Annotated in this window: 18 protein-coding genes; 10 read left to right on the forward strand and 8 right to left on the reverse strand. The window is 61.1% G+C overall.

Annotated elements, in window-relative coordinates:
• Window positions 1-73 precede the first annotated feature (73 nt).
• The 4 genes from ABVK50_RS31630 to ABVK50_RS31645 all read right to left on the reverse strand — a co-directional run bounded on the left by ABVK50_RS31630 (window position 74) and on the right by ABVK50_RS31645 (window position 6,435).
• On the reverse strand, window positions 74-1,099 hold the full coding sequence (locus ABVK50_RS31630; RefSeq protein ID WP_353646876.1) for a hypothetical protein: 1,026 nt from the start codon (window positions 1,097-1,099) through the stop codon (window positions 74-76).
• Between the two features lie 215 nt (window positions 1,100-1,314).
• Window positions 1,315-2,103 carry a TfuA-like protein gene (locus tag ABVK50_RS31635; protein ID WP_353646877.1) on the reverse strand — a complete coding sequence of 263 codons (789 nt, stop codon included), beginning with the start codon at window positions 2,101-2,103 and terminating at the stop codon, window positions 1,315-1,317.
• A 1-nt stretch (window position 2,104) separates the two neighbouring features.
• Window positions 2,105-3,319 (reverse strand): YcaO-like family protein, encoded by a 1,215-nt coding sequence (locus ABVK50_RS31640; protein WP_353646878.1) that lies wholly within the window; start codon window positions 3,317-3,319, stop codon window positions 2,105-2,107.
• Complete coding sequence (locus tag ABVK50_RS31645) at window positions 3,316-6,435, reverse strand: adenylate/guanylate cyclase domain-containing protein (protein ID WP_353647066.1); 3,120 nt, start codon at window positions 6,433-6,435, stop codon at window positions 3,316-3,318. The genes ABVK50_RS31640 and ABVK50_RS31645 overlap by 4 nt, the downstream gene beginning before the upstream one ends.
• Before the next feature lie 216 nt (window positions 6,436-6,651).
• On the opposite strand from ABVK50_RS31645, the gene ABVK50_RS31650 reads away from it, so the two are divergent.
• Entirely contained in the window at window positions 6,652-6,822 is a 171-nt protein-coding gene (locus ABVK50_RS31650; RefSeq protein WP_353646880.1) for a hypothetical protein, read from the forward strand.
• Window positions 6,823-7,130: 308 nt separating this feature from the next.
• On the forward strand, window positions 7,131-8,528 hold the full coding sequence (locus ABVK50_RS31655; protein WP_353646881.1) for a DUF2235 domain-containing protein: 1,398 nt from the start codon (window positions 7,131-7,133) through the stop codon (window positions 8,526-8,528).
• 79 nt (window positions 8,529-8,607) lie between these two features.
• Here ABVK50_RS31655 and ABVK50_RS31660 read toward each other — a convergent pair whose 3' ends face one another.
• Genes ABVK50_RS31660 through ABVK50_RS31675 form a run of 4 tightly spaced genes read right to left on the reverse strand, consistent with a single transcriptional unit; the run spans window position 8,608 to window position 12,874 of the window.
• Entirely contained in the window at window positions 8,608-9,291 is a 684-nt protein-coding gene (locus ABVK50_RS31660; RefSeq protein ID WP_353646882.1) for a glutathione S-transferase, read from the reverse strand.
• Window positions 9,292-9,299: 8 nt separating this feature from the next.
• Complete coding sequence (locus ABVK50_RS31665; protein ID WP_353646883.1) at window positions 9,300-11,066, reverse strand: Rieske 2Fe-2S domain-containing protein; 1,767 nt, start codon at window positions 11,064-11,066, stop codon at window positions 9,300-9,302.
• A 23-nt stretch (window positions 11,067-11,089) separates the two neighbouring features.
• Window positions 11,090-11,995 (reverse strand): aromatic ring-hydroxylating dioxygenase subunit alpha, encoded by a 906-nt coding sequence (locus ABVK50_RS31670; RefSeq protein WP_353646884.1) that lies wholly within the window; start codon window positions 11,993-11,995, stop codon window positions 11,090-11,092.
• A gap of 18 nt (window positions 11,996-12,013) precedes the next feature.
• Entirely contained in the window at window positions 12,014-12,874 is an 861-nt protein-coding gene (locus ABVK50_RS31675) for an aromatic ring-hydroxylating dioxygenase subunit alpha (RefSeq protein ID WP_353646898.1), read from the reverse strand.
• 249 nt (window positions 12,875-13,123) lie between these two features.
• Here ABVK50_RS31675 and ABVK50_RS31680 point away from each other — a divergent pair, with 249 nt between their 5' ends.
• From ABVK50_RS31680 to ABVK50_RS31715, 8 genes are all read left to right on the forward strand, one after another.
• A complete protein-coding gene (locus ABVK50_RS31680) occupies window positions 13,124-13,915 on the forward strand; it encodes a GntR family transcriptional regulator (protein WP_353646885.1) in 792 nt (263 codons plus the stop codon).
• Window positions 13,916-13,953: 38 nt separating this feature from the next.
• The gene (locus ABVK50_RS31685; RefSeq protein WP_353646886.1) at window positions 13,954-15,048 is read left to right on the forward strand and encodes a BMP family ABC transporter substrate-binding protein; all 1,095 of its coding nucleotides are present in this window, start codon (window positions 13,954-13,956) and stop codon (window positions 15,046-15,048) included.
• Window positions 15,049-15,146: 98 nt separating this feature from the next.
• Window positions 15,147-16,694, forward strand: coding sequence for an ABC transporter ATP-binding protein (locus ABVK50_RS31690; protein ID WP_353646887.1), 1,548 nt, complete (start codon window positions 15,147-15,149; stop codon window positions 16,692-16,694).
• A complete protein-coding gene (locus ABVK50_RS31695; RefSeq protein WP_353646294.1) occupies window positions 16,678-17,745 on the forward strand; it encodes an ABC transporter permease in 1,068 nt (355 codons plus the stop codon). The genes ABVK50_RS31690 and ABVK50_RS31695 overlap by 17 nt, the downstream gene beginning before the upstream one ends.
• Window positions 17,745-18,665, forward strand: a complete 921-nt coding sequence (locus tag ABVK50_RS31700; RefSeq protein WP_353646295.1) for an ABC transporter permease — start codon at window positions 17,745-17,747, stop codon at window positions 18,663-18,665. The genes ABVK50_RS31695 and ABVK50_RS31700 overlap by 1 nt, the downstream gene beginning before the upstream one ends.
• A 1,054-nt stretch (window positions 18,666-19,719) precedes the next feature.
• Window positions 19,720-19,944, forward strand: coding sequence for a hypothetical protein (locus tag ABVK50_RS31705; protein ID WP_353646296.1), 225 nt, complete (start codon window positions 19,720-19,722; stop codon window positions 19,942-19,944).
• Between the two features lie 595 nt (window positions 19,945-20,539).
• The gene (locus tag ABVK50_RS31710; protein WP_353646297.1) at window positions 20,540-20,857 is read left to right on the forward strand and encodes an alpha/beta hydrolase; all 318 of its coding nucleotides are present in this window, start codon (window positions 20,540-20,542) and stop codon (window positions 20,855-20,857) included.
• 627 nt (window positions 20,858-21,484) lie between these two features.
• Entirely contained in the window at window positions 21,485-22,660 is a 1,176-nt protein-coding gene (locus ABVK50_RS31715) for an adenylate/guanylate cyclase domain-containing protein (RefSeq protein ID WP_353646298.1), read from the forward strand.
• Window positions 22,661-22,682: the final 22 nt, after the last annotated feature.

Genomic DNA, 22,682 nt, shown 5'->3' on the forward strand with positions numbered 1-22,682 from the left:
TGGTTCACCGTCGTCGAACGGCGGCCGTAGCTGCGAGGCTTTTGATGTTTTGCCGTCCGGCACGCGTTTTCCCTCACAAGATTTCGCGCCAGGCGAAGTTGTCGATGACGCTGCCGGCAAAGCGGCTACCGCGTCCGCTTTCGGCGGCCACAATCATCGCCTCCGCAGCCCGGCGATAGTCGAGGGTTTCTGGCTCAAGCTCTACCCACGAGCGGACCAGGATCTCGCCAACGAGATCGCGCGCCTCTTCTAGCGCCGATTTCAGAACAAAATGCCGGCTGTCGTTGTCGCCAAGCGAAGCCGAAAGCTGCGCCTCCAGTTCTTCTTCCGAAAGCTCGCTCCTGAGGTCGCGGAAGTCGCGCGGATCTAGATCGGAAAGCCCGCGCTCGAAAAGCAGCACCTGATAGACTTCGACCAGGATGTCGAACAGCGCGCCTGCGAAGGGTTTGGAGAGGTCGTGCACCTCGACGCTGACGTCGCTCATCCGTAGCGAATGGCTGAACAACCGCACCTGCTTTTCGTCGGAAAGCTCGGCGAAGCGGTCAAGTTCGTTGGCAATCAGCAGGTTGCCGCGCGTCCTTCGCAGAAGCAGGTCGAGCGCTCTGTCGAAATGCAGGAGGCTGATCAGCGCAATGAAGTCGGCTACGGCCTCGTGGTAGGCGAAATACTCGTGAGGCGGGTCGAATCGCGGAACCCGCATCACGCCGAAGATGATCAGGTGGCCGATCTCATGCGCGAGGGCGTCAAAATTCAGCGCAAACGGCTGCGGCTCGCCGCGCGCCTCGTCTTCCCCCATCTCTAGAAAGCCGTAGCCTGACTGCGCGTTATCCCAGCGGAGTCGCGGCACGATCTCAAGACGGTCGTAGGTCGGTTCGAAAAACCAGGGGATCTCGCGCCCGAGGTAACTCTCGCAGATGTCGAGCACGCGCCGGACACAGGCATAAGCATGCGCAGCCTCGAATTCCGGCGTGCCGATTGGAATATTGTCAAAGTGGCCGTCCGGACCCGCTTCCGCTGGAGGTCGCAGGACGCCGGCATAGGGAGGTAGGTAGGGGAACTGGTAGGGTTGCTTCTCGACCAGCGGACGGATCACGTACATTCGATGGTCGGCCGGCCCCGGGCCGATTCGGTTAGGCGGAGTGGAGACCCAAATCGTCTCCGGCCGCTCATAACCTGGGATAAAAGGAGGCTGCGGGAAAACGAGAAAGCGGGTTCCCAGCTGCGAAACCGCGGTCCGCTCGCCAGACTGCCATTGCCCGGTAGCATTCATGCCGGCGCCCCCACCTCCCGTTCCAAGGTCGGCTGAAGTCATTCTTAAGTCATTTTGCTGTCTTCCGCAAGAATTGAAACAATATCGTCGCCCCAAAGTGCTGCCGCGTCGAGGTCGTAAGCCCAGGCCTCCGTTACCCGGAAGGACGGGGCCGCGCGCGTCCTAAGCAGCTCCGGATAACGCGCGAGTTTAGACAAAAGTCCCACCGCGTCCTCGCGCTTGCGGTCGATCGCTCCCGACGGGAGCCAGTCGGCCAGGCGGTCGAGAGCGACATTTGATTGCCCAGATGAGGTGGATCGTGCATCGGCGAGCAGGCGGGGGTAGCTGCGATCTACGAAATGCGTGTCGCGTGCCAGCGCTTCGAGCGTGTGCCTCTCCTCGGCCGTCACTATCCCGGCGCGCATCGCGCGGCGCAAGGTGAGGCGGATGTTGATGAGGGCTTCGCTCAGCGGCGCTGCCCCTAGCTCGGGGGGACACATCGCCACTGCAACCTCATCGTCGTCCGCGAGGAGCGTCAGCGAGTACCACCGATAGATGAACCCGTGGCCCTGCATCCCTACCGCCGCAAGCTCGGCTGCCCGAAGGGCACCCATGCTTGCCGCCCCGAAGATCGGGATGCCTTTTGCAAGCGCCCACAGGATCTCCTTGTGACGCACGGCCGGCACTTTTCCGAACGAGCCGTCGATCAGGATGATCGCGTTCGGCAGATACGTTTGCACCGCACGTACGACCGAACCCTGCTCAGCGGGTGGCAGATAGGTAGCGTCGAGAATGGCTGCGGCTTCAGCACGCGGCAGCGTCGGACCAATGAAGACGATCGGGGCGTTCGCCATCCTATACTCCGGTGACGTCCCTGAGCGGAGGGACGACGAGACGCACCACCTCGATATCCGGATCCCTGCCGCCGTAGAGAGGTACGACCAGCGCCGCCTGTCCTCCGGCATCCCTAACAGCATCGAGCACGTAACGGAGCGCGGCGGCCCCAGAGGCGGGCCCGTCGCGCTCGTCCGTAAGCACGTGCGTTTCGCTCGCGGACAGGAATGCACGTCGCCGCGCATCGAGATCGTCGCGGTCGTAGCGCTCCGGGTAGGACGCACGCGTTATGTCCTCGCGGGCGCCCGCAATCGCGGTCACCCGCGCCTGTGCCGCCTCCATAAGGGCTCTCGCCAGGGCGCGGTCATGGGTGAAATCGCAGGCAAAACCTTCGCCCGGCATCGGCGCAATCTCGCGATGGCTCTGCGTCTCGATAACCTCGCATCGGAAGACGGGCAGGCCGTGATCGCCTGGGACCAGCCAGATGCCGGCAGCAAGGTTCGCGGCCCTGAGGCGGGCGACTATCCTCGACGAAAGCGGTCCGCTGGCGTTGGCCGGATCGATGCGAATTTCTGGATAGGAACGCGGATATCGTCGTGCGCCTGCTATGTTCGCCCGTTCCAGGACTTCGAGTGCCGCATGTATGATAGCGGCAAGCAAGGTGGGACCAGCGGCAAGTCCCCGCGTCGAGCGCGGAAAAGCGACAGGGTGCGGCGAGGGAAGCGTGTAGATTGTATCGACCAAGGCGACGGGCACCGGCAGCACGCGTTTCGAGATCAGGTCGTAGCCGTTTGTCCAGCCGAGCCTGAGCTGATCCCAGCCGGCGTCGAAACCATGAACGCGGCAGCCGGCGTAGAGGTTGCGTATCTCGTCACCCAGCTCCCGCGCGCTCGCGATCGTGATGCGGTCGGCGGAAATCCTTTCCGCCGCCCAGCACTCGAGCGCTTCCATCACGGCGGATGCGGCCGCTTCCATTAGGTTCTCGCCCTTGCCTTGGGACACCGCGTTGGAAAGCGACAGCGGCCGCACCACTTGGGCGACCACGACGCCGGCACTATCGAGCCGGGCCAGCGATCCGATCCGCGTTATTCCGAAGCGCCGCCGCGCGGAGAAGAGCGCCCGGACGAGCGCCTCGGTAGCTCCAGGCTCCCGGCCGCGGAAGTTGCTGCAGGCGACAAATTCGCGCTCGAGCCGTTCGCCTAGCTCGGCGACGGGAGCCACATGCGTCTCGTTCATGTGCCAGAGGGCCGGTCGGCGTGCCGGTCTGGGGGCAGGGCTCGAAGACCGAGCCGCTTCAGATCGAGGCGCACCCGCGAAACGAGCGCCACGGCTCCCTGATCGGTCGCGGCTTCGAGCGCACGACTGAGGTCCAGCGCAACAGCCCCTTCCGGCTCGTGGCGGGCACGGCGAAGAAGTGCCCGCTGCCGCAGCAGTTCCGCCAGCCAGTACACTTGCCCGCTCCGGATCGAGGCAGCGATGGAGTTGTCCAGGATAGACAAGGCTTCGTCGATCTGTCCAGCACGCTCGAAGAGCTGCGCGCGCATGCCTTCATAGATCGGCACCCCCTCTGGGGTGGCGATCTCTTGTTGGCGCGCCAGGCCGGCTTCGAATTCCATCAGTCCACCTGCTGGGTCCCCGCTCAGGCCGTGCGCCCAGGCGCGAAAGAGCGCCGCCTTGGCGAGCACGCCTGGCGCCCCTAGCGCGAGTTCGCCGATCCTGTCCGCCACCGCGATAACGCCCCCATAATCATTCCGATAATGGTTCAGCTCAATCTCGAACTCCAGCGCATGAAGTACGCTGTTCAAATGGTTGATGTGCTCGGCCCACTGCTTCGCCGCATCAATGCTTTCCGACGATCCCGCGTCGTCGCCCATGAACCAGAGAGAGAAGGCCCGTTCGCCCAGAGCGCAGACCTTCGCGTCGTGGCCCCCGTAGCGACCGCGGCTGAATCGTGCACGGTTCTCGTCGTAAAGCTTGAGTCCGTCCTCGACGCACTTCAGGCAATGCGAGTGTAACCCGGCATCTTCGTTCGTCGCCCACGCGCAATGGAGCGATTGCAGCCGGACCTCCGGATCGGCCGAGTCCTTGAGGTCGCGCACGAGGATGTCCGATCTCACGCGCTGCGTCTCGTAATCGGGAGCAGTGAACCACCAGCCCCAGTAGAGCGGAAACCACTTGGCGCGATCCTCATCTTCGCGTTCCGCGCAGAGCGAGACCCCCCGTTCGTAAATCGAGCGCGCTTGCTGGCTCCCCCTCCCGAACTGGCCAGCAGCGACCGGTCCGCGAACAGCAAGGAGGCGAAGCAGTAGATCGTTCGCGTCGCCGCTTTTGCGAACCTGGGTGAGCTGCTTCTCTGCGAAATCCAACAGGCGATCCGCCTCATGCATGGCCGAACGGATACTGCATGCCTCCGCGGCCTGGATTGCGTGGCGCGCCGCCTCGAGTGGCTGGCCAGCCTGCTCGAAATGCCACGCCATGATTTCGTCCGGGAGCGACGAAACTGACCCCGACTGAATGAGGCGAACGATGCGTCCGTGGATCTCCCGCCGTTCAGATTTGAGGAGACTGTCGTACGCAGCCTCCTGAATGAGGACATGACGAAATCGGATTGTCGCGCCCGTGGAAATCCGACGAAGGATTCCGGCCTGAATAAGCGTCTCGATCACCTCGTCCAGAGGTGCAGGGAGCGGCTCAGGCTCCAGCAGGGCGACCAGAAGCTTCCGTCCGAACTCCCGCCCCAGAACGCTCGCAATCTGCGCCACGCGCTTCAACTGTCCCAGGCCTGCGAGACGGGCCGCGATAAGGTCCTGCAGATTTAGAATGCGACCCTCGCGAAGCGGCGCTTCCCATCCGGCTCGATCTTGGACGCTCACGTTTGCGCGCTCCCTCAGCAGCAGCGCAAGCTGTTCTGCAAAGAGCGGTACGCCGTCGCTCTTGTCGTAGACAAACGCAGCAAGCCCATCGGGAGGTGTCATCTCCCAAATTCGCTCGATCAGTTCCGAGGTCGCTTGAGCAGTAAGTCCGGACAACGCCATGGCGAGCACGTTCGGGTCGCCCAGAAGCTCGGGGTCAATGACCTCTCGCGACGTTGCAATGGCGAGAACGGGTTTCGACTCGATCCACCCAGGCAGCATGGCGACTAACGCCTTTGTGAGGGTATCAGCCCAGTGCAGATCCTCAATCACCATGAAGACGGGTCCTGAGGCGGAGGAGGAAGTCAGCACAGCCAGCATGGCCTCGACCGCGCGCTCGCGAATTTCTTCGTCCGAGAGATCGACCTGCCAGGTTTCGCCTGACAGTCCTCGCGCTTTGCCGGTCAATAGGAACGCAACGATCTCGGCGTTCAACTCGCCAACGTCGGAGCCGAGCGAACGCAGAAAACGAATAGCGGCGTCCCGATCTGGATCGTCATCCTTTGCCGCTTCCGCGACCGCCTGCCTGATCGGTTCCAGAAAGGGATGCAGCGGTTCAGTATTGCCGCGGGGTTGGCATTGAAATACGAGGGTGTCCACACCTTGCTTGGCGAGATCACCACGAAGCTCCGTGACTAGCCGCGATTTCCCGATGCCTGCGTCGCCATGTAGGAAAACGAGCTGGCCGTTGCCGTCTATGGCTCGGGTCCAGCGTCGTTGGCACAGCTCAAGCTCCTCGTCGCGACCGACCAAAGGCGCCGACGCGCGCCGATAAGCCGAAAAGCGGTCGGTTCGCTGCCGTCGGGCTATCGGTCGCCACAACGCAACCGGCTCGCCAAAACCCTTCAGCTCCCGAAACCCGATCTCCTCAAACTCAAACGCTCCGCGGGTCAGCCGATAGGTCGCATCCGCCACCGCGACGCTGTTCGGCGCGGCTTCGGACTGAATGCGGGCAGCGAGCGCCGGGGCGATGCCGATGACCTCGGTCTGGCGGGGAAGTTTTGTGTTCGAAGCGTCGGCGACCACTACCAGGCCGGTGGCGACGCCGACCCTTATTTTTAAGCTGGATCCGAAATGTTGTGCCAGCCACTCGCATCGCTCGACTATCTCAAGGGCCGACGCTACCGCACATTCGGCGGCATCCTCGCTCGGCTGGGGAAACCCAAAGAAGGCGCAGCCTCCATCGCCCTGAAGCCACTCAAGGTAACCATCATTCTTTCTAATCAGTGCGGTCGTCTCGTTGTGGAGCGTCCGTTGCATGTCGCCGAATTCTTCGGGATCGAGCTGGTGCAGCCAAGCGGTCGAGCCAACAATGTCGTAGAAGAGCGCGGTGACCTGCCTGCGTTCTCCCGAAAGGGCGCCGGTTCGTACTCGTCCTCCCTCAGTAGACATCGCACAGCCCGCAAAAATCTTAACACCACCACGATAGTCGCAATACAATCTTATCCAAACTCAACGTCTACCGCGAGCCCTAGGAATTGGCGATTTGGGACGACAAAAGCACGTCCGCGTTGACTTGGAACGGCCCTGAGGTCAAGTGCCCGCTAGGGCCGCAAACTCGAGCGAGGAACGTCTTCCAATGGGATGGACCGGCTGCTTCCCCCAGCGGGTTAGTCTGCAAGGACTGACGCCCGCGAAGAGAAGGAGAAGCAACCTATGCAGCCCGATCCACAGTGCACAACGCCAGCACCGACGGTGGTCGGCATCGGCATCGGCAAGGACGTCGTCCATCTGGTCGGCTTCGGGGTGTTGCTAAGCAAGCGGCGCGCCATTTCCACCCATTCGTCGTCCGTCTCGAAGGCGGACGTTCGCCCATCGGCGGGCTAGTGTGTGGCAAATCTCACAGACCAGCGGACGCGGGGTTGTACAGTTTAGACATGCATTAAGGTCCGGCAGAGAATTCGACCGCTCCCGGGAGGCTGTTTCGTTTCAATCATGCGGCCAGAGCTGACTTCCAGATCGCGGCATCTGCAGAAGCGCGAAGCCGGGATGAAGACGGCAGATATCCAACGCAGGCGGCACCCGGAAGCGACATCTCTACAATTACAAGACTAAATATGGCAGCGTGGGACGTTCCGATGCGCGACGTCTGAAGGAAAACGCTAAGCGGACGCGGGCTGCTCGACGAGGATGCGATGCCAAGAAACATTATCGTTTTCGCGGACGGGACGGGACAGCGTGGCGGAATCTTTTTCGACGAGAACCGGAGCAACATCTACAAGCTCTACCGGGCCACCCGATGCGGCCCCGAGTATTCGGTCAATCCCGCCGAACAACTTGCCTTTTATGACCCCGGCATCGGCACCGAACCCATCGAAGGCAACATCGTTCTCAGGCTGTTCCGCCGTCTCCACAACCTTGTCAGCCAGGCAACCGGACTCGGTCTGACCTTGAACATGATCCAGTGCTACGCAGCCATCATAAGGATGTGGAGGCCAGGGGACAGGATATTCCTGTTCGGGTTCAGCCGTGGGGCGTATACTGTCAGGGCGCTGGGCGGGGTACTCACCTATTGCGGCGTGCCGACCCGCATGCCAGACGACACGCCGCTCCTGCGCGACGAAATCTCGACCATCCGTATCGCAAGGGAGGCGGTAAAGGATGTCTACCAGTTCACCAGCTCAAGATACCGGGAGAAAGCCACTCCCGAGCAACTGATGCGCTTGGAACAGCGTGACCTGTTGGCCGCGCAATTCAGAGACAAATACGGATCGGGCGACGGCGACATATCGAATACCGTTCCCTATTTCATCGGGGTGTTCGACACGGTTGCTTCGCTGGCCAATCCCCAGGCGCTCGGTATGCTCATGGCCTTGCTGGCTGTCACGCTCGTGGCTGTTTCTTGGATACTGTCATTCTTTGCTTTCCCGTTCCTTTGGTGGGCAGGAGTGCTGGGCAGCCTTGCCACTGCCCTCGCCGCGATATGGTACACAGGCGAACACCTTAAGGCCCCCGGTCCTTTGCCGGGCTACAGCGCGCGCCAGACTAGGCACTGGACCGAATTCCGGATGAGATTTCATGACTTCAAGCTGTCGTCGCGAGTGCCCTATGCCCGACATGCGATCTCGATCGACGAGAACCGTGCCGAATTCAAGCGGGTTGGATGGATAGGCGACGAAGGGGTCGATGAAAACGGGGTCAGGAAATTCGAACAGTTCTGGTTTGCCGGGAACCATTCCGACGTCGGTGGCAGCTATCCCGAAAACGATTCACGCCTTTCGGACACGGCGCTCAAATGGACACTGGACGCCGCGGTAGCCGTCGGCCTGGTCTATGACCAAACGTGGCTGACCCTATTTCCAGATGCTGCCGGCCCGCAGCATGACGAGAAAAGGCGTGGTGTCTACAGGCACACCCGAACTCTTGTCCGCAAAGTCCGCCCCGATGCCGAGTTGCACCAATCCGTTATCGATCGCTTCGAACTGCCCGAGGTGCTGCAGTACAACGTGCTTAAGCCTTATCGCCCCGAGGCGTTGCGCGACCACGAGTTGGTGAAGCATCATTACAAAACTTCCGGCACCTCAGATGCCTAAAACGGCTGCGATGCACTTCGCTCAAGCGAGCGTCGTCTTTGAGGCAACAGTTTGATGATCTTAGCGTCCGCAAAATGGGTCATAACTTCGCATCGAATGAAGTGGCAATTGCACCATTAGCCGCAATTGCTGGCCCGGCCGGGAAGACGCCCGACATCACGATGAATCCCTTGATGCGCTTGAAGCGATCACACCAACGGCGGATCGCCGGATAATCCTGGCGCGAGATACCGCCTTCTTCTGACAGGATGATGTAAGGGAAGCAGGCAATGTCGGCGATGGTCGGATGATTTGCCGAGCAGATCCAGTCGCGGCCCTCCTGTTCACCGAACCACAGATGCTCGTCGAGTACGCGAAACAGCCGGTGCGCGCCGGCCCGCGCAGCGTCGATGTCGAAATCGTAGAAAAGTCCGTCATGCAGGCGGGCCGCTGATGCTGTACCGGTGATGCCGTCAGCAAAAGCCAACCACTGGCTGATCTCGCCGAGCAAAGCCGGATGGTCGCGCGGGTACCAGGTGTTGGATGGATCGTATTTTGCAGCGAGATAGACGAGGATCGCCTGGGCGTCGCGGAGCAGGAGCCCATCATCCTCCAGCACCGGAAGCTGGCCGAGCGGGTTGAGCTTCAGGAACCACTCCGACTTGTGCTCGCGGCCCGGATAGAAGTCGACCGGTACGGTCCTGTAGTCGATGCCGAGAAAACTCATCAGCAGCCGCAATTTGTAGCAATTGCCGGACAATTCGTAGTCGTAAAGCGTGATCATTTCCGCCCTCACAGGTCGAGCACGAGCCGGGCCGACTTGGCGCGGGAGACGCAGGTCATGATCTTGGTTCCCGACGCCCGCTCTGACGGGCTTAGATAAACGTCCTGGTGGTCCGGCTCGCCCTCGATGACAGTCGCCACACAGGTGCCGCAGGCGCCCTGCTCGCAGGATGATGGCATGTCGATGCCGGCCTCGCGCATCACTTTAAGGATTGTCTTTCCTGCCGGTACCTTCAGCGTCACGCAGGACCGCGCCAGGGCCACTTCGAAACTCGAACTGTCGTCGATCAGATTGGTGTTCTTGAAATACTCGAAATGCACCGCCGTTTCGGGCCAGCCCTGTTCGGCCGCGATGGCGCGCGCGGTTTCCAGCATCGGACCGGGACCGCACATATAGAGGTGTATGTCGCGCCTGTAGGACGACAGCAACTTGCGCAGCGCAACGCCTGTTTCATCCGGAGAGAGGCCGAGATGCAGCTTCAATGCATCCCCGAGAGGCTCCAGGCGGTCGGGGAAGGCCAGCTGCGCTTCATTCTGCGCGAAGTAATGCAGTTCATAGGCAAGGTCCTGATTCTTCAGCGCCTGCGCCATGGCCAGCAGCGGCGTGATGCCGATGCCGCCGGCGACGAACAGCGTCTTCACTGCATCGCGGCGTAGCGGAAAATTGTTGCGCGGCTCGGAGATCGCCAGCACGTCCCCCTCGCTTATGGTCTCATGCATGCATTTCGAGCCACCCTTGGAACCCCGCTCGAGCTTGACGCCGATAACGAACCGATCGGTTTCGCCCGGCCCGTTGATGATCGAATATTGCCGAATCTCGCCATTGGGCATGTGCACGTCGATATGGGCGCCTGGCTGGAAAGTCGGCAACATGCCCTTGATCGGGCGAAGCTCGAAGCCTGCGATACCATCGGCCGCCGGCCACTTCTTCGACACCGTGACGCGTAGCGCCGCCTTGCGGCCAGACGCACTCAGCTCGGGGAGTTCTGCGAGTTCAGGCGCCACTTTTTGATAGACAGGTTCGATCGGTGCGGGCGCTGGTGCTGCCGCCGCTTCACGCTCGGCCAGATCGCGCAAGGTCGAAAGCCGCTCATTGTGATGACGCAGGACGGCGATGCGCCCCGCGCCCTGCACGTCGCGATCGAGGACACCGCGAATGACGGAACGGTTGGAATCGACCGGCTGGACGAAGAACACGGCGAGCGTTTCAGAATCGCCGTCGCGGGAGCGCAGCGCAATGGAAAACTCCCGCGCCGCCTCGACCGACGCATTCGCATCAGCTCCATCAAATTTGCCGCTCGGCTGGAAGCGGTAGGATTTCAAACGCTCGATGACCAGGTCGGCAGGCGCGTTGACCGGGATGGCGCGCAGGACCAGGAGATCGCCTTCTGCAAGACCCGCCACTTCGGGTAACTCCCCTATCGGTTCTTCCGCCGACCAGACCAGGCCGTAACGCTCCACCGCGGGAAAGGTGCGGTTGGTGATGGTACGGGCCGGCGCGTCGGCCGGATGCGCCGGAATATAGGTGCAGCCGGCCGTCCGGTTCGCGTAACGCCAGCCATGATACTGACATTTCAGTTCGCGGCCGTCATTGATGCCGATGGAAAGCCTGACGCCGCGATGCAGACAGCGGTTTTCCCAGACATTGACGAAACCATCATCTGCACGCCAGACGGCGAATTCCCGGCCCATCAACTGGCCATGAAAGACATGGCGGTGCGGCAGGTCGGAGCCCGACGCGATCGGATGCCATCGGTTTCGGGCTTGTTCCAGCATGCAAGGTTCTCCCAGAACGTTCGTCAGGCCGCGGCCGGAATGACGCCGTAAGTCACGCCCTTCTGGCTCAGCCAACGGCGGTAGGCGATCGCCGATTTATCGGCGCGGATCGGCGTTTCGGCGCGTGGATCGAGCGGCAAACGCTTCGGTACCTGGTTTTCCAGGATCGGCTTGTCCTGGCCGAAGATCGTCTGCTGGAAGCGCTTGATCACCCTGTCTTCATTGTCCTCATCGAGCACGCAAAGCATCATGTGGGCGCGCACATGCTCCTGGTCGACCGGCTGCAAGAACACCGCGATCACATCGCGTCGCGTCTCGTCGACAGGGCTCGATTTGTAAAGCACCGAACAATAAGGGTGGGGCACGCGATAGACATAGTCGACATCGGCGCCGCCATCGGAAGCGGTCGAGGCCATCGGCTGGAAAAAGCGGCAGCGCGTGGCGAGGATCTCGTCGCGATCGACCGAAATCTCGACATCGTATTCCTTGACCTCGGTGTGCGGCTCGACGCCGAGGATGTCGGTGTGAACATAGGGAAAATGGCCCATGTCGAGAAAATTCTCGATGGCCCGGGGCGCCGAAACATTGACACCAATGGTAGCCGCATTGAGCTTGCGCCGGTCGGCCTCGGCATATTCGGGAATCGGAAAAATGTCTTGCAGCGGCGAACCGAGCGAGGTCCAGGCATAACCATAGGCAATTTTGGCGGGCAGGCGGTCGCTTATCGAGGCGATGTCGACCTTGTCGCCCGCCCGCAATGGCGACCGCGAACGCCAGATCGCGACGGTATCGTCCGCACTCTTGGCAAGGCTGACGCGCTCCTCGAGCAGTACAGTCTCAACGACGATGCCGACTGGCATCTCGTCAATCGCACCGATCGGGTGCCATAGATTGAGGATCACCGGATCCGTACATTTGGTCGTGTTCATCATCCTTCCCTTCGGCTCTCAAACTTGGGCCGGAATGGCGCCGTAGGTCACCGCCCGGTCGCGCAGCCAGCGGCGATAATAGACCGACACCGCATCGGCGCGGATCGGCGTTTCGGCGCGCGGATCAAGCGGCAACCGCTTCGGCACCTGGTTTTCCAGGATCGGCTTGTCCTGCGCAAAAATCAGTTGCATGAAGCTGCGCACCGTCGCGGCATCCATGCCGTCCTTGAGGTAGCAAAGGTAGGGATGGGCGACGCAATTCTCCTCGTCGACCGGCTGCACGAACAGCGTGATCACGTCGAGGCGATCCTTTTGCAGCGGATTGCTCTTGTAGAGCGCCACCGTATAGGGCCGGATTACCTTGTAGATGTAGTCGACGATCATACCTTCCCTGGCCGTCGGCGAAGCAATGGGCTGATAAAATTTGCATTCGGTCGCTAGAATTTCGTCCTTGTCTGTGATCTCGACCTTGTACGGAACCACTTCCGTATGCGGCTCTTCGCCGAGCCAGCCGGTGTGGATGAACGGGAAATGCCCCATGTCGAGAAAATTCTCGACCCCCCGCAATCCCGACACCTTCACCGCGATCGAGCCGCCGCTGACCAGATGGCGGTCGGGTTCGTCGGCTTCCGGAATGTAGACGATGTCGCGCTCCCGATTGCCCAGGCATGCCCAGACGAAGCCATAGCGCTGAGCGCCGTCAACACGCACGCCGGTGTCGGTTCGGATGATCTGGATTTCGCCGCTATTTCGCGTGTCTATCGAAAGATCCACTCCGAGCAGGCAGGTCGAGAACGAGGCGTTTGCCGGCAGCGCCGAGCCGTCGGCGACAACATGCCAGTCGTTCAGGAGCACGCGGTCACTGCAGCGAGTTGGCATCGGCATCGCATCCTTCCCAGCTAGCTCTTCACCATGAACCTAGCTCGGTACCGTCGCTATTGGAAACACAAGATTGGATACCAATCAATTGATTTTTGAAAGGCAAAATGAGTTTTTTGATTGACAGGCTAGTGACATTGCATTCCCATATGCAGAACATTCTATCCATCTGGAACATGCGGCAGTGCAGACCACGCCCCTGCTCAATAGCCACGAAGTGCTGCCTCCGGCGCCGCGGAGGTCGGCGGCATGAGCAATCGCTCCCAGGCCATTGCCGACACGCTGACACGCGCTGTCATCGATCACCGGCTGGTACCGGGCTGCAAGCTGGGAGAACGCGAACTCGCCGAGATTTTCGATGTCAGCCGCATTGTCATACGCCAGGCGCTGATAAGACTCGCCGATGACGGTCTCGCCCAGATCGAGCGCAATCGCGGTGCTTTCGTGGCCCGGCCGAGCATGCAGGAAGCACTGGAAATCTACGATGCGCTGACCCTGGTCGAGCAGGGCGTCGCAGCTCAGTTGAGCGACCGCCTCGGCCCCGCCGGCTGGGCGGAACTGCGCCAGCATGTCGAACGCCAGCGCCAGGCCGTGGCGGCCGGCAACGACGCGCTCGCCGATGTTCTTGGCCAGGAATTCCACACGGTCTTCGTCCGGTTGAGCCGCAACAAGGTGATGCAGGAGATTCATGCCCAGCTCGTGCGGCGCACGACGCTGCTGCGCTCGCTGATCACCGCCGATTTCGACTATTGCAATCTTCTGGACGACCATTCCCGGGTCATCGACCTCCTGGAAAGAGGCCGGCTGAAGCAGGCGATGGAACTGATCGACACGCACCATCGCAGGGTGGTGCGTGGCTACATCATGGACCGGCAGGTGTTTCCGGAGCTGACGCCGCGCGAAGCATTGGCGCCCTATCTCGAAGACAAGGGCAACGTCGCGGCCAAGGTGGCTGGGCAAAAAAAAACGCGAAAATCGAGTGGAGATGGCCATGCGGCAGCAGGTCGCCATACCCACTCGCCAAAACAGATCCAGCAATAACAAGCCGGGCAGCAACAAACCAACAGAGGGCCATCACAATGGACAATACGTCAAGACGCGAATTCCTGAAATATGGCGGAGCCTTGGGCGTCGCACTCGGCACTGGAGGCTTAAGCAGCATCGCGCGAGCGCAGGAGGCGCTGAAGATCGGCGTCGTCTATGTGTCGCCGGTGGCCGAAATCGGCTGGACCAAGCAGCACAGCCTCGGCGTCGATGCGATCAAGGCCGAGTTCGGCGACAAGGTCGAGCTCACCGTAATCGACAACATCTTCATGCCGCAGGACGCCGAGCGAATTTTCCGTGAGCTCGCCGCCAGCGGCAATAAGCTGGTTTTCGGCACCAGCTTTTCGCACGGAACGCCGATGCAGAAAGTGGCGCCGCGGTTTCCCGAAGTGGCGTTCGAGCATTGTTCGGGCATCGTCCACCTCGCCAATCTCGGCACCTTCGAGGCGAAATACTATGAGGGCACCTTCGTCGCGGGCGCTGCCGGCGGGTACATGTCGAAGAACGGCAAGATCGGCTTCATCGGCGGCTTCCCCATCCCCGACATTGTCGGCCCAGCCAATGCGCTGCTGCTCGGGGCCCAAAGCGTCAACCCCGCCGCCACCTGCAACGCGATCTTCCTCAATTCCTGGTTCGATCCGGGCAAGGAGAAGGAAGCCGCCAATACGCTGATCTCGCAGGGTTGCGACGTCATCTGCTCGATGACGGACACGGCGACCGGCGTTCAGGTTGCGGGCCAAAAGGGAGCCTGGTCTATCGGCTATGCCAGCGACATGGCGAAGTTCGGTTCGGGCAAGCAGCTGACAGCTTTCGTTCTCGACTGGACCAGCAACTACCTGCGCGCCGCACGCGGCGTGGCGGAGGGTACCTGGAAGCCTGAAGCGCACTGGGATGGACTGGCAGCGGGCGTTGTGAAGATGGCGCCCTACAATGAGGCGATTCCGGCCGATATCCAGGCCAAGCTGAAGCAGCTCGAGGCCGATATCGGGAGCGGCAAACTCCATCCTTATGCCGGCGAGCTGAAGGACCAGGACGGCAACGTCAAGGCCGCGGCCGGATCGGTGCTTTCCGACGACGACATTCGTGGAATGAATTGGTTCGTCAACGGGATGATTGGCAAGCTCGGCTGATCGCCCAACGGGGTCTCTGTCGCGGCTGAACGGAATGCGTTCAGCCGCGACAGGCCGAGCCTCGTCCAATCTCGCTTCACGCCACGGCAGGACACGACATGATCCCGCGTCTAGAACTGCGCAATATTTCCAAGCGCTATCCCGGCGTCGTCGCCAATGACGACATCTCTATGTCGATCCAGCCCGGCGAAATCCATGCCGTCCTCGGCGAAAACGGCGCCGGCAAATCGACGCTGATGAAGATCATCTACGGCGCCGCACAGGCCGATTCCGGCGAGATCTATTGCGACGGCAATCTGATCGAGGCGCACAATCCGGCGGTTTCGCGAGCGCTCGGCATCGAAATGGTTTACCAGCACTTTGCCTTGTTCGAGTCTGTGTCGGTGGTGGAGAACATCGCACTTTGCGTCAGCAACAATTTTCATCTGAATTCGCTTGCCGCCCAGATCAGGGAACTGTCCCACCGCTACGGGATGCCGATCGATCCGCACCGTCGCGTGCATGATCTTTCCGTCGGCGAACGACAGCGTGTAGAGATCGTCCGCTGTATGCTGCAAGCGCCGAAACTGCTGATCCTCGACGAGCCGACTTCGGTTCTCACGCCGCAGGCGGTGGTGAAGCTTTTCGAAACCCTTCGGCAACTGGCTAGGGAAGGATGCAGCATCCTTTACATCAGCCACAAACTCGACGAGGTGCAGCAGCTCTGCGATTCCGCCACAGTGCTGCGCAACGGCAGGGTGACTGGCACAGCGCGGCCGAAAGAGACGACCTCGCTGGAGCTTGCCCGTATGATGGTCGGCTCGAGGCTGCCTGAGATGCATGTCAGCCCGCCGAGACCGAGCGAAAAGCCGGTGTTGGAAGTCCGCGGCCTTTCATCGGCCGCGAGAAATCATTTCGGCGTCGATCTCAAGGATGTTTCCTTCAATGTGCATGGCGGGGAAATCGTCGGGCTGGCCGGCGTTTCCGGAAATGGCCAGGCGGAACTCATCGCACTCCTCAGCGGCGAACGAACGCACGATCGCAGCGACGCCATCAAAATCTGTGGAACCGCAGCCGGCCGTCTCGGGTCGGATGAGCGCCGCAAGCTCGGCGTTGCATTCGTCCCGGAAGAACGGCTCGGGCGCGGCGCCGTGCCGCCGCACACTTTGTGGGAGAACGCAGTGCTGACCGCCCACCGCTTCGGCACTGTCCGCAACGGACTGGTCGATCGGCAGAGAGCCGGGGCTTTCGCCAAGGGCGTCATCGACAAGTTCAAGGTCAAGTCCAACGGCCCGCAATCGACGGCGCAGAGCCTGTCGGGCGGCAATCTGCAAAAATTTATCGTTGGGCGCGAAATCGCGCTGCAGCCAAAGCTTCTCCTCGTGGCCCAGCCCACTTGGGGCGTCGACGTCGGGGCTTCAGCCTTCATCCGCCAGACGCTTGTCGACTTGAGCCGGGCAGGCGCGGCCGTGCTGGTCGTTTCTGAGGAACTCGATGAACTGTTCGAAATCTGCGACCGGCTTCTGGTCATCTGCAAGGGGCGGGTTTCCACCCCGCTGGCGCGAGCGGCGACGGATCGCGAGGAGATCGGCCTGCTGATGACCGGGCTGAACGCCGGCAACGGCGCCGTCGCGAGCGGGGACGGTGAATTTGCGTTTCAAGATTGAACAGCGGCCCGAGCCATCCAGCTTAATGCGGGTGGGCGCGCCGGTCGTCGCCACGGTGCTCACGCTGCTCTTCGGGTCGATCTTCTTTGCAATGCTCGGACACGACCCGGTCGCGACGCTGCATGCCTTCTTCATCGCACCGCTCAATTCGCTGCACGGGCTGTCGGAATGGCTGCTAAAGGCCTCGCCGTTGATCCTCATCGCTTGCGGTCTGGCTGTTGGTTTTCGCGCCAATGTCTGGAACATCGGCGCCGAGGGCCAATTGATCATCGGCGCGGTCGCGGCGAGCGGCGTCGGCCTGTTCTGGCCAAATCCGGAAAGTATGCTGCTTTTGCCACTGATGTTTCTTGCCGGCATGGGCGCCGGCATGGCGTGGGCCGCGATCCCGGCCTTTCTGCGTGCCCGCATGAACACCAACGAGATCCTGGTCACGCTGATGCTGACCTATATCGCGACCCTGTTCCTCTCCTGGCTGGTGCATGGGCCGTGGCGCGATCCCGCGGGCTTCAACTACCCGCAAACCGCACTCCTGCCGGTCGCGGCGATGCTGGAGCCGTTCGATTATTCCTACCGGCTCAACCCGTCCATCTTCATCACGATGGTGGCGGTTGTCGCCATGTGGCTGTTCACCGACCGCAGCTTCCTCGGCTACAAGATGTCAGTCAGCGGCGCCGCCCCTCTGGCCGCGCGCTATGCTGGGTTCCGCGAATCGGCGGCGGTCTGGATCGGGCTGCTGGCGGGAGGTGCTGCGGCCGGCATCGCCGGCATGGCGGAGGCTGCCGGCCCGCTAGGCCAGCTGTCGCCGCAGATTTCGCCGGGTTACGGCTTTGCCGCGATTATCGTCGCCTTTGTCGGACGACTGAACGCATTCGGCATCGTGCTCGGCGGACTTTTGATGTCGTTGTTGTTTCTCGGCGGCGAAGGCGTCCAGATGACACTCGGTCTGCCCTCGGCGCTGACGCGCATCTTCCAGGGCGTCCTGCTGTTCTTCCTGCTCGCTGCCGACTTTTTCATTTTCTATCGCCTGCGCCGGGTTCGGGAGAAAGCCTGATGGACTTGTTCGTCGCCATATTCACCGGCACGATCATTGCCGCGACGCCGCTTGTCTTTGCGGCCCTTGGCGAGCTCGTTGTGGAAAAGTCGGGCGTTCTCAATCTCGGCATCGAGGGTATGATGCTGATGGGCGCAGCCTTCGCCTTTGGCGCAGTCGTCGCCGGATATTCCATGCCGCTCGCCATCGCCGCCGGCGCGCTGGCCGGAGCCGTTACCTCACTGCTGTTCGGCGTTTTGGCGCTCACCTTCCTGACCAACCAGTATGCTGCCGGCCTGGCGTTGGCGATCTTCGGCTCCGGCGTATCGGCCTTTCTCGGGCGGGGCTTCGGCAGCGCGCCCATCGAAGCGCTGCACCGCATCCACATGCCGCTCCTGTCCGAGATCCCGTTGATCGGGCCGATGCTCTTACGCTTCGATCCGATGGTCTATCTGGCGCTTTTGATGCTCCTCCTCATCACTTGGTTTCTCTACAGGACAAAGTCCGGCCTTATCCTGCGCACTATAGGCGAGTCGCCGCAGACCGCACATGCGATCGGCTATCCCGTGATAAAAATCCGCTACATGGCGGTGTTGTTCGGGGGCTTGATGGCCGGCCTCGCAGGCGCCTACCTTTCGGTCGCTTATACACCGCTCTGGGTCGAGAACATGACCGCCGGCAAAGGCTGGATCGCGCTTGCGCTTGTGGTCTTCGCCACATGGCGACCGCTACGGGTGCTACTCGGCGCATGGCTGTTCGGCGGTATGACCATTTTGCAATTGCACGGCCAAGCGCTGGGACTTGGGGTTCCCTCGGAGCTCTTATCGGCCCTGCCCTATCTGGCGACGATCATCGTGCTGGTAATCATCTCGCAGAATCGCCAGATGCTGGCGCTTCATTTTCCCGCATCGCTCGCCAAGCCGTTCCGCCCAGCTACATGAACTACTTCAAGCGGCAGCAAACGGTTGAACACAAAAATGTTTGTGACGCCTTTGGGCAAAACGAAAATGTCGCCCCAAGTCATCCGTGCACTTGAACAAGATGCTTGTTCAGCCGGGAATTGGCGCTAATTACCCAAGCCGGTCATATTCGCGAACTGATCGATAGGGGTCCGCAGCGAGTGGAACTTTGTTGTTGGAGCCAGCTACCGCAATGAGCAAGTAGCGCCAGAAGCTGTTCTCACCGAGCTAATCTCCAGATGTCGTGTTGGGCCGTACGTGGGCAGGCAGCTTGCTGCCCATAGGCAATGCCCCCCAGGCACGGCGCTTGCCACTCGTCAATGCTTCCTGCTGGGGCTAACCGTATTCGGCCTGATCGCGTCGCTGATCAAGCTCGTCGGCTCGCGTTAGCGAAGCCGCATGAATTGCCCGCACGGTCGCTCTCTGGATCGCTGCCGCCGCGCTTTGGCTGCTCATATTGACCGGACTTGGCCGCAACATTGCCATGCAGTTTTCCTGTCCCGAGCAGCCTGCGCCTCACAACACACCCCGGTAAACCATCTATTAAACTTTAATCGCTTTAGCTGATCAGCATCAGTCACAATCGGATCCTCCACCCTGCGGCGGGGAGCCTCAGCGGGCACGTCGTCAAACAATGGGTACAATGACTGTACGCCTGATCGTGCTCCTCACAATTCTATCAACCTTTGCAGTTGCATTCGCCGAGCTCGTTAAGCACTCGGGAGTTTCGGTCGAACCCGTTTCTCCATGCCAAATGTGGTCGGAGCCTGACTGCCTTCGACAGCCGCTACCGCCGGAATGAAACTTGGCATCCCATTTAGGTGAAGGCGGAACTTATATCGCGATCAGCTGGGCCGAACGCAAGAAACCCGCCGGGAGCAACTGAAGGGGAGCAACGGCGGGCTTCTTTTCCAAGGGTGCAAAGGGAACCTTGGGGCTCAAAACTGCCAACTTGCAAGTTGTTCCGGCTCAAACCAAGTAGACGCCCGCCGCCAGCCGTGCATAGTTGTTAAACAGAGAATCGGGGAGGCGTTTTATGCATTGGCTCGTCGGAGTCTTTGGCATTCTTCAAGTGATCGGTGGCATAGCTGTTTACATCGAGGCTAAATCCGATGTTCATCAAATACTCGGCGCCGTTTCATTCGGAATGGGGGTGATGTGCGTGGGAATCGCTCTCATGGTCGCTGAATTGATCGACATCAGAAAGAGCGGTGCCCGCCAGTTGGAGATATTCGACAAGCTCGGCAAGCCGCGGCCGTAGGAAGCCCAACGTCTTAGCGCCTCGGGTTCATGAGCGACGAACGGCCCACCTCACCCATGACTTCAGACAAGCGCGTGGTCAACGAGCTGGCCGGGCTGGAACAAGCGGACCCGGTCACAAGTTTAGCGTGTGCTGATATTCGCCCGTGAATCGAAAGCCGCAGGGGCGGCAGCAGAATCGGCGGACTGCAACGTCCCCCGTCCAGTTCCGCCGATTTTTTGTACTTCTGTCTGAAATCAAACGAGCAAAGCCCGCCCCACGCGCGGTCGCAAGTAGCGGGCCTAGTGCGGGATATGGTGACCCCCGCGTGCAGATTATCGCCATGGACCGGGAGGGGCCATCATGAGCGATCCTGCGCGACCGAAACAAACATTGCAGAGGGAGTTCCCAAAAAAGGAGCGCCAAGGGGGGACCGTGGCGGGCGCATCTATGACCGCTTGGGAGGAGTCGCATGGGGCCGTCAGCTGCGCCAACACCGGCATGCTCGGAACAGGTGCTCCCGGCAGAAAAATGTTCGTTCCTTATCAGGTCGGTAGCTGCTGCCACGTCCTTTGAGGGTACCCGATCCCAAGGGAGGCTATGAAGGGCTTCGCCAATGTCAAAATCGACAGCAGGTTCACACAATCATTTCATCCTCTCAAAGAGGTGTGCCGTCTACACTTATGATCGAAGGGGGCGCGGCGAGAGTGGTGACACACAACCCTACGCCGTTGACCGCGAGGTCGAGGATTTGGAAGCGTTGATCGACGTCGCTGGTGGCTCGGCCATGGTTTACGGAATGTCGTCCGGCTGTGCCCTCGCTATTAAGGCAGCTGCCAGAGGGCTCCCGATCACGAAGCTGGCTCTTTACGAACCGCCGTTCGATGCACCTTTGACCGCAGGACCGTTGTCCGATCACGCGAAAAACCCTTAACGCCCTGCTGACGAATGGCATGCGTGCTGATGTGCTTGTCCTCTTCATGAAAAGAGCTGGCCTGCCCGGCCCGTCGAAGAGATTCGCCAGTCGCCCCAGTTCGAGTCCGCGCAAGCGCTAGCTCCCTCGCTGGCATACGATTCCTTGGTAATGGAAGATTTGAACGGCGCGCCTGTTCCAATCAAGCGGCTAACCTTGATCGATGTGCCGTGCTCGTCGTCGTGGGCGGCGCGAGCCTGGATTGGTGGCATAAGACTGCGAACACCGTTGTGGAAGCGCTGCCGAATGGATCATACGAAGTCCTGGAAAATCAGACCACGACGTGGATCCCCGAGGCTCTTGCTCCGGTTCTGAGCAAATTCTTCGTTGGATGACGGGTCGCGGTGGACCTTTGCGGTGGCCAGCGAACGTCCATTCCCGACCGAAACTACCTCTCCCGGTTCCGATGGAAATCACGGATGTCTACCGGCGTGGGTGCCGATTGGCACGATAAGTCGTTGAAAATCTCACTTGTGGATGGGGATGCTATGGAGCCGGTTCACAATCAAGCGATGGTATGATGCATGTCGTTGTCCCGAAACCGACAACACTTCGAGCGATATGCATTGGGAATCGGGAAAGAGGAACATGACATCTTCCGAAGACGACCTCGTCCAATGGATCGCGATGCAGGGCCTGCAAGGGTCGAGCCTGCCTGCGCTGCTGGACGGGGTTGCGCGGCAGCTCGTCGAACGGGGCGTGCCTCTTTGGCGCTGCTACCTGGCGCTGCCGACGGTCAATCCATTGTTTCGCGTCGTGAACTGTGCGTGGAGACCAGATACCGCTGCCGCGCTGGAGACCATCAGTCATGAGCAAAGCCCGACCGCCTTCGGCGAGAGCCCGTTCGGTCTGATGCAAAAGGAAGGACAGGAAATGCGGCGCTGGAGGCTGGAGGAGCCGGATGGCGATGGCGGGTTCGCCATTCTGGCCGGTTTCAAGAAAGCCGGCGCGACCGACCATTTCGCCGCTCTTCTCGCATTCCAGAACGAGGAAGCCCCGAGCATGCCGGGCCTGGTGCTTTCCTTTACCACCGACCGCCCGGGCGGTTTCACCGACGGCGAGCTCGCGATGCTGGGCAGGCTCAGCCCGCTGATCGGCCTCGCCGCCTACCGCATTGCCCTGCTCGACCTTGCCGCCGATATGCTCGACACCTATGTCGGCCTGTCCGCCGGGAGGCGTATCCTCAACGGAGAAATACGCCGCGGCTTGGGCGACACGATCTACGCCGCCTTGCTGTTTGCCGATTTGCGCGGTTTCACCAGCCTGGCCGATACGATGCCCGCCGAAAAACTGATTGCCAGGCTCGACGAACATTTCGACGCCATGGCCGAACCGGTGGCTGAGTGCGGCGGCGAGGTGCTGAAATTCATGGGCGACGGGCTGCTTGCGGTGTTTCACATTGCTCCCGGCGGCTCGCCCGAAGGGGCTTGCGCCGCCGCGGTGGCCGCCGCGCAGGAAGCCCTGTCACGCAACTGCGCGGTGAATGAACGCCATGCCGGCGAAACACGGCTCGACCTCGACATCGGTCTCCATCTCGGCGAAGTCTTCTACGGCAACATCGGGTCCGGCAGCCGCCTCGACTTCACCGTGATCGGCCCGGCCGTCAACGAGGCGAGCCGCATGGAAGCACTGTGCGGCGAGCTCGGCGTGCCGCTGGTCTTCTCCCAAGGCTTCGCGGCGGCCTGCGGGCGCAAGGTGCGTTGCCTCGGCCGCCAGGCACTGCGGGGACTGTCGCACGAACGCGAACTGTTCACGCTGGCCTGATAGGTCAGCGGGCTTGATAGGC

It is taken from the genome of Mesorhizobium sp. WSM2240, assembly GCF_040438645.1.
In the GTDB taxonomy this organism is placed as follows: domain Bacteria; phylum Pseudomonadota; class Alphaproteobacteria; order Rhizobiales; family Rhizobiaceae; genus Allomesorhizobium.